The organism is uncultured Aquimarina sp., assembly GCF_947495315.1.
In the GTDB taxonomy this organism is placed as follows: Bacteria; Bacteroidota; Bacteroidia; order Flavobacteriales; family Flavobacteriaceae; genus Aquimarina.
The window spans coordinates 1-14179 of sequence record NZ_CANLYD010000016.1; the positions used below are offsets into that span (position 1 = coordinate 1).

Below are 14179 nucleotides of genomic sequence, written 5' to 3' on the forward strand. Positions count from 1 at the left end.
CTCTTGCCCACAACGTTAAATCTGCAAGCGAGCGAAGCGAAGATTGCAGATTTAACGTTTAATATATGTGTCGTAGCTGTGGTAAATGTTACCCAACTTTCGACGATTTCTGTGCATTGGTTGCTATATTTTTCCTTTTGCAAGCATTGCGCTATCCTAAATATACAAAGACCATTCGATTAATCACTAATCAGCTATGATCACATATATGTTGTTAGCGGTAGTTTATTTTATTTCCGTATTTACTATTATTCCTTTTTTCCAAGTCTCGATTTTCACTACTTCTCCTTTTAGGTTATAATAGTATTGTTTGTCAATCGGTTTGTCATCTTTAAAAATTCCTTCGTATTTTGTGTTTCCATTTTCATAAAATTCGCGATAAACTCCATTTTTATCAAGGTCAATTATTTCCGATTCCGTTTTTAAAAATCCGTTGGGATAATACTCTTTAAAACTCTCTTTTTCTATATCACCTTGTAATTCTTTAATTGTCCGTTGAATTTTTACAGAACCATCTTCATAATATTCCGTTTCGACTGTTGCTTTTAAGTCATGCCCATCGTGTTTGCTATACAGATATGAGTATGTTGAGTTTTTACTCAAAAGTCCATTTTCGTAGAATTCCTGCGTACCCATTTCCTTGTCAGCGGTATAAAAATCAATCCAGTCTAATTTTCCATTTTCTCGATAGTAAAAATAATTACCTTGTCTTAAACCACAGAAATAATTGCATTTAGATTTAAGAGTTCCATTTTCATAGTAATCTTTCCATTCTCCATGCTTCTTTCCTTTTCGGATATCTAAGTTGTTTCCAACTCCACAACCGGCAATGTAAATTTTTGTGTGATTGGTTTCATATTGACAATCTTTGAATTCTCCTTGCGTTTTTATTTCTCCGTTTTTGTAATATTCAATATAATCACCTATTAGAGTGTTATCTACAATAAAACCTTTTATTTTGATTTTTCCATTATCATATTTTTCAGTGTATTCTTTTTGAGAAAACATTGAATTACAAAAAAGGAATATTGTTATAAGAAAGATAAGTTTTTGACTCATATTATCACATTTTTATCAAATGTAATTTCATTTGCAATTATAATCTAGGATGGATTAGGGAAGTGATGTTTTTAATTAGGGAAACATTATTTCATATTACCGCTAACGTTTAATATATGAATCGGAGCAAGGCAAGTAAGCCAGAACCAATCGATCTATCTGCGCATTTTTATTTCTTATTCAATTTATAAAAATTTAGCGCCACCGCAAAAAAGGAATGATCTTTCGATTGGCACTAAACTTTGCTCTGATTTCATATATAATGTTAGCCACTGGCTTTTTCCGTTACTTTATTCACTTTTACATAAAACCAAGGTGAAGATTCAAATCCGTTTTTCTCGTCATTCATATATTCCACCATTTCAGTCCATTTATCATTTTCATTAATCAGTCCGTATTCGTTTATTTCAATTCCGAATTTTTCTATTAGGTCATTAGCCAAATCGTGGCAATGAAAACTGTGAAATTCACTACTATCTTCAATTCCGATCAAGTCGTATCCTAAAGTTTGTTCGTCATTATTTTCGGTAATTCCAGTTTTTAGATTTATTGAAAGTCCGATTTCTCCGAGATTTGTCTTTTCAGGATTGAATATTTTTAGTAATTCATTTCTTTCTGATTCCGGAAAGGTTATACTCAAAATTTCACTCTCTGAATTGGGGAAAAATGAGTTTTTGTATTCAGTTAGAGTGTTTAAATCGGCAAATGTACAAATCCATCCGATTTTGTTTTCCTCCATTTTTTTGTCCGTCCAATTTTGAACTTCTTTTATCAGTTTTTCGTTAAGATTAAAATCTGATTTTGTTTCTGAATCAATTTTTGTTCCGTTTTCAGTCCGCGAAATTGACCAAGCGTCAAAAAATGAATCATTTATACAAGTGCTACAAGTATATATTTTTTTTCCTTCGTAAGTTCCAAAATTAGAATCACGAAGTTTAATTAAATAGTATGCTCCAATATAGTATTTCAAACTTTTCTGTGCTTGTGGCTAACGCCAAATATATGAATCGGAGCAAGGCAAATAAGCTTGAACCAATTGATTTATCTGCGCATTTTTATTTCTTGTTAATTTATAAAAATCTAGCGTCACTGTAAAAAAGGGAATGACCTTTCGATTGACACTAAACTTTGCTCTGATTTCATATATGATGTTATAAGCTTGTGTTTTTCCATTCGTTTATTATAAAGATAGTTGAATCTAAGCTTATTTCACGAGGTATTGGAAACTCGGGAATACCTTCTTTTAAGATTTCATCAGCGGCTGTTCCACATAAATATAAGCCGTGTTTTTCGGCATATTTATACATACTATCTAATTTTACTTTGTTTATATTTCGCTTTTTTTCCGTACCAATTGAATCAATAATATAAGAGAAATAACGATCACTCTTATAGTCATATCTTAAACTGATAAGAGTTTCTAAGTTTTCATTTATTCTTTTTGAATATTCAACTGTTTCTGAAATTTTGGTTTCTGTTAATGGATCTATCAGTACCAATTTTTCTATAGATAAGTTATTGTTAACAGCTAGTTTGAATTCAGTACATTTTTCATATCTAGAGTATTTAAGGGTGTCATTAGGTTTAATTTCAGTCCAAATACCATCTTCCTCAGTTGTTATCCAATAAGTTATTTCACCTTTAATCCATTTACCATCAATGGGCGCAATTTCTTGGATAATTTCATTTTGCTCATCCTTACAAGAGAAGGCAATTGATAAAAAGATTAAAAAGTAAATTATGTTTTTCATTTAGTTATTTATACACTTGCTTATAACGTTGTGGGCAAGAGCTGCGGTCAGCAGCGTCTTGGCCCTCAACTAACTAGTTAGTTGGCAAGGGGCAAGGGGTTGTTGGCCGTTGCTTCTTGCCTGGTGTTATCTGCTGTCTTTGCTGAGCCACCATAAGTAAGCCTAACATTTCAACGATAACATCGGTATCCAGAACCTCTTCGCAGTAGCCTAGAAGGTGTAAATATGCGAGAAGAGCCGATCACAGCTCTTGCCCACAACGTTAAATCTGCAAGCGAGCGAAGCGAAGATTGCAGATTTAACGTGTGAGTATAGTTACAAAAGGTAACTATATATCTTTTATATCTTTATCTATAGCCATAGAATTAAACGTATAATAAAATATACTTCTATGGCTATGATTATTCTTTATTAAAGAAACATATAATTTCCTAATTATAAAAGAATCGCATAGATTGTTTTTTGTCCACAAAAATAAAGCACCACAAATATTCTTTAGTTTAAAAAAACTTTTAAAATAGCATACACTAATTCTTTAGGTATAGTTCGCCCTGCTGCTTTATTTTTTACGGTTTCAAAAGAAGATCTAAAATCACAGCCGTTTTTAAATTTGCTAAGTCCATAGGTTGTCTTATATTTTGGTATATTTTCTCTGTGGTATTTTGAGCATGTAACAATAGTAATTATGGTCGTTTTAGTTGCTTTTTTGTAGTAACTCCTTAACGGTTATCCATTCAGGATCAGTATGTAAAGAAACAAATTCTTTATTTACTAAAAAGCCTTGATGACCTTCCCATTTTCTCCATATAAGAACTTTAATAATTTTCAAACTTATTTTTTTAGACTTTTTATTATTTGTTTGAGCAAGTTTAATAGAAGCGTTATAAAGTTGTTCATTACTAAGGTCTCCATAAAATTTGATAGCTTTTCTTATATACATATTTGCAGAGTCTGATTCTTTTCTAGTAACTAGCTCTTCAAATTTTTTGTAACTTTTTTGTGCACTATCTCTAGCAGTTTTCATTTGTAACTCTGCTTCTTCAATACTTGGTTGTTGATATGTAATTCCGTGGTAATATGCGTATACCTCAATAGGTTCTAGCAAACCCAATGCCAATCTTCTATCATTTACGTTGGCTGGATCCTCAATAGGATAAGGAGAATCTTTTCCCATGCTAGCTCCAAAAGTTTGTTTTTGCCAAGTCGCCCTAGCAATTCTATCATGTAATTCTGCATAATGATTAGGATCTGTATCTCCTTTTTCTATAGCTTTTTTTATTAATGATAAACATTGTTCCTTAAAAAAAACATCAGGATAATGCTGCGGAATTGCCCAACTGATTTTAGCCCCTTTTTCACCAACTAACTTATATCCTGGCCAGCCATGAATATTAATGATACTATCTAATTTTTGTCGATTAATTTCCCATCTGTTTTCTACTGGTGTAAATAGTCTGGAATAATCTTCATCCGTTGCGGTACTATCTAATAATTCAATGTTTTGGTCATATTCAGATAAAGTTTGTTGATCTAGTTTCCATAAATTTTCCAGAGCTTTAAGAAGCTCAGGATTCTGAATTGATTTTAGGTATGACTCTTCTAATTTAATGGTTTTGGTAATTAAAACATCCCATCTTGGATCACTTTTTAGAGAAGAAAACTCAGGAAGTGTATTCAATAACTCTGAATCTTTAAGGCCTGTTTCTATAGCTTTTTCTATAGAATTAAAAGCTTTGTCATTTTCCCCTTTTGGACCATAAATAGTAGCACATACTAGGTAGTTTTCCCAATTTTGTTTTGGCATGCGTTCAGTTGCTTGAAACAACTTATCTGCTGCTTCAACACTCGGATTTTGGTTTAAAATCTCATACGCTTTAATTAGAGAATCAGTCCAACTTATTTTTTGTGATTCATTATTATTATCTTTTATAGTATTACTGCAGCTGCAAAGTAAAATAGATGTACAAATATTTAGCCCTACCCACAATTTAAGTGTTTTATTGTTTCTCATACCTTTCATTTTAGGATTAATAAGTACAAATAAAAACCTATGCTGTTTAAAAAAATAGAATGAAATTTGCCTTGTTTAAATTTTTAGATATTCGCTAGGTAAGTGGTTCGTCATAGATTTGAATACTCGTATGAAGTGACTTTGATCCGAAAAACCGCAAATATGTGCAATTTCGGTAAGGGAGTAATGTGAAGACCCTAAAATTTTAAGGGAACGATTTACTTTTAGTTTTCTTGTATATTCACCTAAGGTACATTGAAAATGTTTTTTAAAATTCTTTGAAATAGTAGTAGGATGCACGTTTACATGATATGCCAATTCTTTCAGTGAAATATTTTCATTCCATCTATCATTTAATATATCTCGAACAGATAGTATCCACGAAGGAGATAATGTTTGGTCATAAGATTTTTCTGAATTTTCAAGAAATGACAAAAATAACATCTCTATAGAAGCATATGATTGTAAATCGTTTATTTGAGCTTCTTTCATCAATTTTATAAAAGTAAAATGACCATCATAATTCTTTTTTGTGGCGAACTCAATATCAGTTTCCGTATAATTATATTTTTTTAAGAAGTTGTTACTTAGCTCTAAACTTATATGTTTAGAGGGAAAAGTGTAATATATATTTTTATGTGGTTCAAGAGAGTGATAATAGTTTATGGAACCACTAACGCGATCCATCTCTTTTCCCTTTCTGTACTCTTTATTACCTCCATATAGTACAAAACTAATTAGAGGGTTTTCATGTGCATGCCAAACTCCGGTCTCAACTTGGTCTTGATAGTTAGATATACCAATTAAAAAATCTTTAAAATCTTGAATTTGATAACTTGGAGCTAAATACTGACCTTTCTTTAGAATGGTTTTTTTATTATCTGACGTTCTTAAGTTTTTGGTTTGGTCAAAAATCATCTATAAAACGATGTATTTTAATTATTTCTACCGATTAGATTATATAAAGAAACACATAATCTTTCTTATAAAGCAAAAGGAGATACCGATATTTTTAATACGATCTAAGTAGTATATGATACAATTCACATATTTAGTTGATAACACCTTTCAAAATAGAATATACCAATTCTTTAGACATAACTTGTCCTGTGGCTTTACTTCTTACAGTTTCAAAGGAACATCTAAAATCACAGCCGTTTTTAAACTCACTGCACCCGTAAGCTGTTTTACCCTTCAGTACATATCCATTATTGCATTTAGGACAAGGCATTTGATCGGCTGCTGTATGAGATGTTGGAGTAGGAGTAGCTTTCTTTGGTTCTAAAAGTATTTTAAAATCAGTATCAAAACGCAATAATCCTTCTGCAGAACCAGTATCGGTTTTGAAACCTTTTAGATTAACCGTACATCCTTTTTTCAATAATCGGATATATTGTTTTTCGGATATTTTCTTATTTAGATAGCTAAAAGGTAATTGAAAATCACATCCTTCTTTAAATGCGCTACAACCATAGGCGGATTTTCCTTTTAGAATGGTTCCTTTTTGGCATTTTGGACATTGCTCTTCGGTAATAAGAGTATTTTTTTTGACCCCTTTTTTAGTTGTTTCTTTTTGTTTTTGGGCAGTGGTGTGGGATATGTTAGCGCGTACTTTTTCAGTTCTCACTTCATACACCAAATGATCTACCATCTGTTTCATATTCTTTATAAATGCACCTGCGTTAAATGCACCTTTCTCAATCTCCTTAAGTTGCTTTTCCCATCTTCCGGTTAATTCGGCAGAAGTCAGTAGTTTGTTTTGGATAGTATCAATTAACTGAATTCCAGTACTTGTGGGTAAGATTTGCTTTTTATTTCGCTCTATATATTTACGTTTGAATAGTGTTTCTATGATATTCGCCCGAGTAGAAGGTCGTCCGATGCCATTTTCTTTCATCAGTTCACGCATCTCATCATCATCAACTTGTTTTCCAGCTGTTTCCATAGCCCTAAGTAAGGTGGCTTCTGTGAATTGTTTAGGAGGTTTGGTTTCCTTTTCTAGAAAAGAAGGTTCGTGAGGTCCTTTTTCTCCTTTTGCAAAAGCAGGAAGAATTCCGGTTTCTTTTTTACCGGGTGTATTGGGGTTTTCAAAAACAACCCGCCATCCTTTTTCAATAATTACCTTACCTGTAGTTTTAAATGAGACAGTATCAGCTTTTCCAATTACTGTGGTATTAGCAACCTTACAATCATCATAGAAAACTGTTATAAAACGTTTTGTAATAATATCATACACCTGTTTTTGATTGTATTGCAGATTTATTTGTTCTCCAGTTGGAATAATCGCGTGGTGATCTGTGACTTTTTTGTCATTGAAAACTTTAGTAGATTTTTTAATCTTCTTACCTAACAATGGTTTTGTTAGCGTATTATAATCTGTTAGTTTTTCTAGAATTCCCGGAACTTTAGGGTAGACATCATTGGGTAGAAAAGTGGTATCCACTCTGGGATACGTAACTACTTTTTGCTCGTATAACTTCTGAACAATTTTTAAGGTTTCATCTGCAGAAAATCCAAATTTTGTATTACAATATACCTGCAATCCAGTTAGATCAAATAATTTTGGAGCATATTCTTTTCCATCTTTTTTGGTAATAGAAACAATTTCAAAATCACTTTCTTTTACTTTATTGGCTAACAGTTCACCATCTTCTTTTTTTAAGAAACGTCCTTCTTCATAACTAAATAATGTATCCCTATATAACGTCTGTAGTTCCCAGTAGGGTTGTGGTTTAAAGTTTAGGATCTCTTTATATCTATTAACTACCATTGCCAAACTAGGAGTTTGCACTCTTCCTATGGATAATACTTGCTTGTATCCGCCATGTTTTACGGTATACAATCTGGTAGCGTTCATTCCTAGCAACCAATCGCCAATCGCTCTCGAAAATCCTGCATAATATAAATTATCATATTGTTCAGAAGGTTTTAGGTTATTAAACCCTTCTTTTATGGCTTCAGTAGTTAATGAAGAAATCCATAAACGTTGTATTTCTCCGGTATATCCAGCCTGATGAATCACCCATCGTTGTATCAGTTCTCCTTCTTGTCCGGCATCCCCACAATTGATTACCAAACTTGCTTTGTCGAAGAGTGATTTTACGATATCGAATTGTTTTTGAATCCCTTGATTATCCACCACCTTGGTTTTAAACTTCTCCGGAAGCATAGGTAGATTATTCAGATCCCAACTTTTCCAATATGGTTTGTAGTCATTAGGTTCATACAAAGTACATAGGTGTCCAAAAGTATAGGTAACGGCATATCCATTTCCTTCATAATAACCATCACGCTTTGTATTAGCCCCCAGAACGGTAGCAATTTCTCGCGCAACACTTGGTTTTTCGGCTATACAAACCTTCATGAATAATCCTCTTTATTAACGAGTCGAAAAGTAAGGAATTTTAACTAAAAATGACAGTTATGGTTATTGAGGATATCACGTTTTAGTTTGCCAAGATCACGATCTTGATAGGAAAACTACTAGATATCAGTCAATTTTGTATAAAACCTTTAGCGATATGGATACATTAGGATTTAATAGAAGAAAATTTTTACAACTAGGAAGTACTGTTGCAGTAGTAAGTGCCGTAACACCGATAGCATATGGAGCTTCCTTATTTAAAGATGATATTTTAAAGTTCTCTGCAGATAATGAGAATCTACGATTATTCTCTAATGAAAACCCTTACGGACCTTCCCAAAAAGTATTAGATGCAATTATTAAACATACCAACCGAGTTAATAGATACGCATCTTTTCATACATATGACACTAATAATCTGAAAAAAATGATAGCAGAGCGCAACAAGATTAAAGAAGAGCAGGTTATTTTAGGACATGGTTCGTTTGAGATATTGTGTATGCTTACCAGAACCTTTGGTAAAGAACAAAATAGCATTATCGTTCCGGCGACTACATTTAACGTTACAGCAGCTTTTGCAGATAGAATATTTGATCATAAAGTAAAAAGAATTGTACTTGATCAAGAAATGAATATTGACTTAAAAGCTACTAAAAAAGCAGTGACTAAAGATACAAAGTTGGTATATATATGCAATCCTAATAACCCTACCGGAAAAGCATTACCCGCTGCCGAACTAGAATCTTTTTGCAAAGAAGTTGCTACGACAACCTGTACCGTAGCCATAGATGAAGCCTATATAGAATTAATGAATCCTTCTGACACTCCAGACACCATAAAATTATTAAGAGAAAATCACAATGTTTTAATTATTAGAACTTTCTCTAAAGCATATGGCTTAGCGGGTTTACGTGTGGGATATGCGATGGGATCGGCAGAAACCATCGCGTTATTGAATCATGAATACTATAATTTTAGTGGACTTATTGCTAATCCAGGAGTAGTAGCCGCTATTACTGCTCTAAATGATACTACGTATGTCGATGCATACCGAAAGAAGAATGAAGAAGTAAGAACGTATGTAGAAAAAAGTTTAGATGCACTTGGAATTCAATACCTGAAAAGCAATACTAATTTTATACTAATGGATGTAAAAGATGCCAAACGTTTTAGATCCGAATTAAAACCATTTGGGTTTGCTATTGTTCCTGGCGGAGGGAAACATTATCCTAATTGGGCAAGGATTAGTATCGGTAGATTGGAAGAAATGAAAATTTTCTTAAAAGTTCTGGACGGAATGAATTGGTTAAAAGCCTAAACCTATTTTATGCATTGGAACTTCGTAATGAAGCTTTCTGTTACAATAAAATATGGCATTTTCTAGGTTTTAGCATAGCACCGTTATGGTTAAACTTAAAAATGTAGCGTAGCACTATATTTTGCGGTAGCTGAAAGTTTTAATAGATTTTCCAATGCATAAAGTAGGTTAAATAAGTTCAAAATAATCATAGTGTAAAAAAAGAGTTTGAAATCTGAAAGAGTTGCAATTTTTAGGAAATAAACGATGGTTTTTCTGTCAAATTACTAGCACGTTTTTAAAGATTAACAAGTACATTTGTTGAAAATTGTTTTTTAATGGCAGGAAATACATTTGGGAACCTATTTAAGGTAACCACTTTTGGAGAATCTCACGGAGTAGCAATTGGTGGAATCATTGATGGATGCCCATCTGGTGTTCAATTAGATCTTGAAGCGATACAAGCTGAATTAGATCGTCGTAAACCTGGACAATCGGCTATCGTTACGCAACGCAAAGAACCAGATACTGTAGAATTCTATTCAGGAATTTTTGAAGGAGTAACTACAGGAACTCCCATAGGTTTTGTTATTAAAAATGCCAATCAAAAATCAAAAGATTATTCTCATATAAAAGATTCATATCGACCATCTCATGCTGATTATACCTATGACCAGAAGTATGGTGTTAGGGATTATCGTGGTGGTGGACGCTCATCTGCTAGAGAAACGGCGAGTAGAGTAGTAGCTGGTGCTATTGCTAAACAGGTGCTTTCCGGAATTACATTTAATGCGTATGTGAGTGGTGTAGGAGCTATAAAATTAGATAAACCACATACAGAACTTGATTTTTCATTAACAGAAAGTAATATTGTTCGTTGTCCTGACCCAGAGAAAGCGATGGAAATGGAACAATACATCAAACAGATTAGGAAAGAAGGTGATACGGTAGGTGGGCTGGTAAGCTGTGCGATTTCTGGAGTTCCAGTTGGATTAGGAGAACCTGTTTTTGATAAACTACATGCAGAATTAGGAAAAGCAATGCTTTCGATCAATGCTGTAAAAGGATTTGAATATGGTAGTGGTTTTGAAGGAGCAGCGCTAAAAGGAAGTCAGCATAATGATTTATTTAATGCTGATGGAACAACAAAAACCAATCTTTCGGGTGGAATACAAGGAGGGATTTCTAACGGAATGGATATTTACTTTAATGTAGCCTTTAAACCTGTGGCAACTATTATGCAAGATCAAGAAACGATTGATAAAGATGGAAATATGGTGAATATGCAAGGTAAAGGAAGACATGATCCTTGCGTTGTACCAAGAGCCGTGCCTATTGTAGAAGCTATGGCTGCGTTGGTTATTGTAGATTATTGGCTAATGAATCGTACGATTAAGAAGTGATTTAGTAGGTTAGTTTGTGAGCCTTTGAGTAGTTGAGTCTCTGAGTGATTTTGTCATTCCAGCGTAGGCTGGAATCCATAAAATAGGGGTTTCAATATAGTTACTTTTCTTCTCATACTGCATAATTGTATAATTATAATTACAAGGAATTTTTAAAATGAAAACGGATTCCAGCCTACGCTGGAATGACATTCGCTTATTTTTAAATAAAAATATCAGAAGGATAAGTATTTTGATCTTATTCTTTATCTCTGATGTTTTGGCAATTCGTACATCTAACCTCGTAAATCGTAATTTATAGAGCGGTTTTTTGTTTTTAATTTATATCTTCGACTTTTTGTATTCAAAAAATTAGATAATTCACATGAAGAAACTTGCATTGCATTGGCAAATAATGATCGGAATGATCGCTGGGATATTATTCGGATTTTTAATGACTCAGTTTTCCTGGGGAAAAGGATTTACAGGTGATTGGATAGCTCCTTTAGGAACAATTTTCGTAAATCTTCTGAAGTTAATAGCGGTTCCTCTGATTCTTGCTTCTTTAATAAAAGGGATTTCAGATCTAAAAGATATTTCAAAATTTAAAGCTATAGGTGGAAGAACTATTATCATTTATGTTCTTACTACAGTCATCGCAATTACCATTGGTTTACTGCTAGTTAATGTAATGAAGCCAGGAAATGGAATTACTCCTGAGACAATAGAAAAGCTAACTACCGAATATGCAGGTAGTGCTAAAATATCAGAACGTATTGCTGAAGCAGGAAGACAAAAAGAAAGTGGTCCTTTGCAGTTTGTTGTGGATATGGTTCCACAGAATGCCATAAAGGCAATGAGTGATAATAAGATGATGCTCCAAGTTATATTTTTTGCTATTTTCTTAGGAATAAGTATGTTATTGATTAAGGAAGAACAATCTGATCCTTTGAAGAAGTTTTTTGATAGCCTAAATGAGGTGGTTCTAAAAATGGTCGATTTGATCATGCTTACAGCTCCTTTTGCTGTATTTGCATTATTAGCTAATGTCGTAGTGACATCGGATGATCCTGATATATTGTTAGCGTTATTGCGATATGCTGGAGTTGTAGTATTTGGATTGGCGTTAATGATTGTGTTTTACTGTATTTTGGTTTCTGTGATTACTAAAAAATCTCCACTTTGGTTCTTAAAACAAATTAGTCCAGCGCAACTATTGGCATTTTCTACAAGTTCCAGTGCGGCAACATTACCGGTTACCATGGAAAGAGTAGAAGAACATATTGGAGTTGATAAAGAAGTATCGAGTTTTGTTTTACCTGTTGGTGCTACTATTAATATGGATGGAACTAGTTTGTATCAGGCAGTAGCTTCTGTATTTATTATGCAAGTGCTCTGGCCGGAAGGACTTACGTTTAGTAACCAAATTACGATTGTATTAACGGCATTACTCGCTTCTATTGGCTCTGCAGCTGTTCCAGGAGCCGGAATGGTAATGTTAGTAATTGTTTTAGAAGCAATTGGTTTTCCATCAGATAAATTACCAATTGGATTGGCATTGATATTTGCAGTAGATAGACCACTAGATATGTTACGTACTACTATTAACGTAACAGGAGATGCTACAGTGGCTATGATGGTTGCAAAATCTGTTGGTAAACTTGGTGATCCTAAAGTAAAAGATTGGGACGATCATTATCCTCCAAGTTAATTTTCTTTTAGAAACTGATTTAAAAACTACCGTAGCATAAAAATTGTTATTGTTTTTCTAAAATTCAATGCTTTTTACCTAATATACAGTTAGGGTTTTTACCTTTAATGCGAATTGATTAATCAAGTTCGACATGAAGGAAGGTATACTCATAGAAGAATCATTACAAAAATTATATAGTCCATCAGACTTTAGAGAAATAGGACATCAGTTAGTTGATGTGCTGGCAGATCATCTGGATCAAGTGCAATCGCGGAAAGAACAACCTGTGCTCAAATATCAGGATCCTGAGCAAGAATTAGCCTATTGGAAAGAAGATATGTCTTCTGATACCGATATGATGGATTTTTATAAAAATATTCTAGAGCGATCTATTCATGTACATCACCCAAGATATATGGGGCATCAGGTAGCCGTACCCTCAATAATAAGTAGTCTTTCTGGGTTAGTAACAGATCTATTGAGTAACGGTACAGGAGTTTATGAAATGGGAATGGCATCCAATGCCTTAGAAAGAATTGTTACGGATTTTGTTGCAGAAAAAATCGGATACGGATCCGATGCAGCCGGTTTTCTTACTTCCGGAGGGACTTTAGCAAATCTCACAGCATTACTAGCTGCAAGAAAAGCCAAAGCTCCCGGTTTGGTATGGGAAGATGGACACAATGAAAAATTAGCTGTTTTGGTTTCTGAAGAAGCTCATTATTGTATTGATCGTGCTGCAAGAATTCTAGGATTTGGAGCAGAGGGAATTATAAAAGTTCCTTCTAACGAATCTTATAAAATAGATACTTCATTATTAGAAGAGTATCTAGAAAATGCAAAAAACAAAGGTTTGACTGTCATTGCAGTTGTAGGTTGCGCTTCTTCGACTTCTACTGGATCCTATGATGATTTAGAAACGTTAGCTAGTTTCGCTACAAACAATAATCTATGGTTTCATATAGATGGAGCTCACGGAGGAGGAGTTGTTTTCTCGGAAAAATATAAGTACCTGGCGAAAGGAATTGACAAAGCAGATTCTGTAGTGATTGATTTTCATAAAATGTTATTAACACCTGCATTAAATACCGCTTTAATCTTTAAGCATAGCGAGGACTCGTATAAAACTTTTGAACAAAAAGCACAGTATTTATGGGATTCTCAACAATCGAGAGAATGGTATAATTCTGGCAAAAGAACCTTTGAGTGTACTAAATTGATGATGTCGCTTAAGGTGTATTCAATCATTAAGATGTACGGTGAAGATATTTTCGGAAAGAACATAGATCGATTATATGACCTTGGAAAAGCATTTGCAGATATTATCAAAGATAGAGATGGGTTCGAATTACTCATTGATCCAGAAGCTAATATTGTGAATTTTAGATATACAGATATTTCTTCAGAAGATATCAATACATTCAATTCTAGAATACGTGAAGCGTTACTCTTATCTGGAAAATTTTATATCGTACAAACCATGATAGGAGAGGATCGCTATCTAAGGACTTCTATAATGAATCCGTTAACAGAAAAAGAGGATTTTATAGCGCTTTTGGATGAGATACAAAGAATAGCTAATACTATCAAATAACAGATTTTATATAGACTTGTAAGCTAGA

At 33.4% G+C, this 14179-nt stretch carries 10 protein-coding genes; 4 read left to right on the forward strand and 6 right to left on the reverse strand.

Annotated elements, in window-relative coordinates; all coding sequences use genetic code 11:
* Positions 1 to 225: 225 nt before the first annotated feature.
* The 6 genes from Q0910_RS22405 to Q0910_RS22430 form a co-directional block, all read right to left on the reverse strand.
* The gene (locus Q0910_RS22405; protein ID WP_299221747.1) at positions 226 to 1059 is read right to left on the reverse strand and encodes a hypothetical protein; all 834 of its coding nucleotides are present in this window, start codon (positions 1057 to 1059) and stop codon (positions 226 to 228) included.
* A 265-nt stretch (positions 1060 to 1324) separates the two neighbouring features.
* Positions 1325 to 2029 carry a hypothetical protein gene (locus Q0910_RS22410; RefSeq protein WP_299221750.1) on the reverse strand — a complete coding sequence of 235 codons (705 nt, stop codon included), beginning with the start codon at positions 2027 to 2029 and terminating at the stop codon, positions 1325 to 1327.
* Between the two features lie 181 nt (positions 2030 to 2210).
* Positions 2211 to 2810 (reverse strand): hypothetical protein, encoded by a 600-nt coding sequence (locus Q0910_RS22415; RefSeq protein WP_299221753.1) that lies wholly within the window; start codon positions 2808 to 2810, stop codon positions 2211 to 2213.
* A 694-nt stretch (positions 2811 to 3504) separates the two neighbouring features.
* Positions 3505 to 4821 (reverse strand): DUF6624 domain-containing protein, encoded by a 1317-nt coding sequence (locus Q0910_RS22420; RefSeq protein ID WP_299221756.1) that lies wholly within the window; start codon positions 4819 to 4821, stop codon positions 3505 to 3507.
* A gap of 75 nt (positions 4822 to 4896) precedes the next feature.
* Positions 4897 to 5739, reverse strand: coding sequence for an AraC family transcriptional regulator (locus Q0910_RS22425; protein ID WP_299221759.1), 843 nt, complete (start codon positions 5737 to 5739; stop codon positions 4897 to 4899).
* Between the two features lie 133 nt (positions 5740 to 5872).
* The gene (locus Q0910_RS22430) at positions 5873 to 8185 is read right to left on the reverse strand and encodes a type IA DNA topoisomerase (RefSeq protein ID WP_299221762.1); all 2313 of its coding nucleotides are present in this window, start codon (positions 8183 to 8185) and stop codon (positions 5873 to 5875) included.
* A gap of 157 nt (positions 8186 to 8342) precedes the next feature.
* Here Q0910_RS22430 and Q0910_RS22435 point away from each other — a divergent pair, with 157 nt between their 5' ends.
* The 4 genes from Q0910_RS22435 (at position 8343) to Q0910_RS22450 (ending at position 14151) form a co-directional block, all read left to right on the forward strand.
* Positions 8343 to 9503 (forward strand): histidinol-phosphate transaminase, encoded by a 1161-nt coding sequence (locus tag Q0910_RS22435; RefSeq protein WP_299221765.1) that lies wholly within the window; start codon positions 8343 to 8345, stop codon positions 9501 to 9503.
* Positions 9504 to 9820: 317 nt separating this feature from the next.
* Positions 9821 to 10885 carry a chorismate synthase gene (gene aroC / locus Q0910_RS22440; RefSeq protein ID WP_299221768.1) on the forward strand — a complete coding sequence of 355 codons (1065 nt, stop codon included), beginning with the start codon at positions 9821 to 9823 and terminating at the stop codon, positions 10883 to 10885.
* Between the two features lie 364 nt (positions 10886 to 11249).
* Positions 11250 to 12575, forward strand: coding sequence for a dicarboxylate/amino acid:cation symporter (locus tag Q0910_RS22445; protein WP_299221771.1), 1326 nt, complete (start codon positions 11250 to 11252; stop codon positions 12573 to 12575).
* Between the two features lie 133 nt (positions 12576 to 12708).
* On the forward strand, positions 12709 to 14151 hold the full coding sequence (locus tag Q0910_RS22450) for an aminotransferase class I/II-fold pyridoxal phosphate-dependent enzyme (protein WP_299221774.1): 1443 nt from the start codon (positions 12709 to 12711) through the stop codon (positions 14149 to 14151).
* Positions 14152 to 14179: the final 28 nt, after the last annotated feature.

Coding starts and splice junctions, on each gene's coding strand:
- Q0910_RS22405 (WP_299221747.1), bottom strand. CDS start 1,059: ATGAGTCAAAAACTTATCTTTCTTATAACAATATTCCTTTTTTGTAAT.
- Q0910_RS22415 (WP_299221753.1), bottom strand. CDS start 2,810: ATGAAAAACATAATTTACTTTTTAATCTTTTTATCAATTGCCTTCTCT.
- Q0910_RS22420 (WP_299221756.1), bottom strand. CDS start 4,821: ATGAGAAACAATAAAACACTTAAATTGTGGGTAGGGCTAAATATTTGT.
- Q0910_RS22425 (WP_299221759.1), bottom strand. CDS start 5,739: ATGATTTTTGACCAAACCAAAAACTTAAGAACGTCAGATAATAAAAAA.
- Q0910_RS22430 (WP_299221762.1), bottom strand. CDS start 8,185: ATGAAGGTTTGTATAGCCGAAAAACCAAGTGTTGCGCGAGAAATTGCT.
- Q0910_RS22435 (WP_299221765.1), top strand. CDS start 8,343: ATGGATACATTAGGATTTAATAGAAGAAAATTTTTACAACTAGGAAGT.
- aroC (WP_299221768.1), top strand. CDS start 9,821: ATGGCAGGAAATACATTTGGGAACCTATTTAAGGTAACCACTTTTGGA.
- Q0910_RS22445 (WP_299221771.1), top strand. CDS start 11,250: ATGAAGAAACTTGCATTGCATTGGCAAATAATGATCGGAATGATCGCT.
- Q0910_RS22450 (WP_299221774.1), top strand. CDS start 12,709: ATGAAGGAAGGTATACTCATAGAAGAATCATTACAAAAATTATATAGT.